1 protein-coding gene is annotated in these 1,769 nt (G+C 72.0%); it reads left to right on the forward strand.

The window, feature by feature from the left end:
* On the forward strand, positions 1–1,769 hold a 1,769-nt coding region (locus ACFFRH_RS44105; RefSeq protein ID WP_386164155.1), incomplete at both ends, for an acyltransferase domain-containing protein.

The raw sequence follows: 1,769 nt of genomic DNA on the forward strand, positions 1-1,769 counted from the left end.
CGTTGTTCGCGGTTGAGGTGGCGTTGTTCCGGCTGCTGGAGTCGTGGGGGGTGCGGCCGGACTTCCTGCTGGGTCATTCGGTGGGGGAGCTGGCGGCCGCTCATGTGGCGGGGGTGATGTCGCTACAGGACGCGGCTCGTCTGGTGGCGGCGCGGGGCCGGCTGATGCAGGCGCTTCCCGCGGGTGGGGCGATGGTGGCGTTGCAGGCCACCGAGGCCGAAGTGCTGCCTCTCCTGCCTGGCGGCGTCTCGGTGGCGGCGGTCAACGGCCCGCAAGCCATCGTCGTCTCTGGCGATGAGGCCGCGGTGACGGAAATATCAGCTCATTTCACCGCTCAGGGGCGTAAGACGCGTCGACTGCGGGTCAGTCACGCCTTCCACTCACCCCTGATGGAACCGATGCTGGCGGACTTCCACCGCATCGCCGAAACCATCACCTACCGTCCCCCGTCGATCCCGGTGGTCTCCAATCTGACCGGGGAGCCGGTGGCGGACTTCTCCGCCGACTACTGGGTGCGACACGTGCGCGAAGCGGTGCGGTTCGCCGACGGCCTGACCTACCTGCGGGCTCAGGGAGTGGAGACGTTCGTCGAGCTGGGCCCCGACGGTGTGCTGTCGGCGATGGGCCAGGACTCCGCAGAGGAGGGCCTGTTCGTCCCGGTGCTACGCAAGGACAGGCCCGAGGCGCAGAGCCTGGTCACGGCACTGGCGAGGGCGTTCGCGGCCGGGGCGAAGGTCGACTGGAAGGCGTACTACGCGGGCAGCGGCGGGAGGCTCGTCGACCTGCCGACCTACCCCTTCGAGCACCGGCGCTACTGGCTGGAGGCCACAGTGGGCGGCGCGACGCGGCCCGGCGGGCACCCGCTGCTGGACGTGGCGGTGCCGCTGGCCGACGGTGACGGTGTCGTGCTGACCGGTGAGTTGTCCCGGACGGGCCGGCACGGATGGCTGGCGGACCACACGGTCGCCGGAAGCACGGTGGTCCCGGCGACGGTCCTGGTCGAGCTCGCGGCGCACGCCGGTGACCGGGTGGGATGCGAGACACTTGAGGAGCTGAACCTCGAACTCCCGCTGGTCCTCCCCGAGCGCGGTGCCCGCCAGGTGCAGGTGTCCGTGGCCGCGCCGGACGAGCGAGGACGGCGGGCCCTGACCGCGTACAGCCGTCTCGACGACGAGCCGTGGGCACGGCACGCGACCGGCACGCTGGCTCCGGCCACCCCGGTGGACCCCGTCGAGCTGTCCGACTGGCCCCCGAGAGGAGCGGAACCGGTCGACGTGGACGCCCTCTACGACGGTCTCGCCTCGGTCGGCCTCGAATACGGTCCGGTGTTCCAGGGGCTGAGGGCGGCCTGGCGACGGGACGGGGTGCTCTACGCCGAGGTGGCACTGCCCGCCGAACGGGACACGACGGGGTTCCGCGTCCATCCCGCCCTGCTCGACGCCTGCCTCCACGTCCTCGCGGCGGACCGGGAGACGGCCGCCCTGCCGTTCTCCTGGCGCGGTGTGCGGCTGAACGGCACGGACGTGACGTCCCTGCGCGTACGGATCGACGACGCGGGCGACGCGGGCGTGTCCCTGGCCGTGGCCGACGACACCGGGCGGACGGTGCTGACGGCCGAGTCCCTGCTCCTGCTGCCACCGGCCATGGACGAGATCGCCGGAGCCGCCCATCGCGACTCGTTGTTCCGGGTGGGGTGGGTGCCGGTGGTGGGTGGTGAGGTGGTGGTGCCGGGGGCGGTGGTTCGGGTCGGTGTGGGTCGTGGGGAGGGG

The organism is Streptosporangium vulgare, from assembly GCF_042428775.1.
In the GTDB taxonomy this organism is placed as follows: domain Bacteria; phylum Actinomycetota; class Actinomycetes; order Streptosporangiales; family Streptosporangiaceae; genus Streptosporangium; species Streptosporangium vulgare.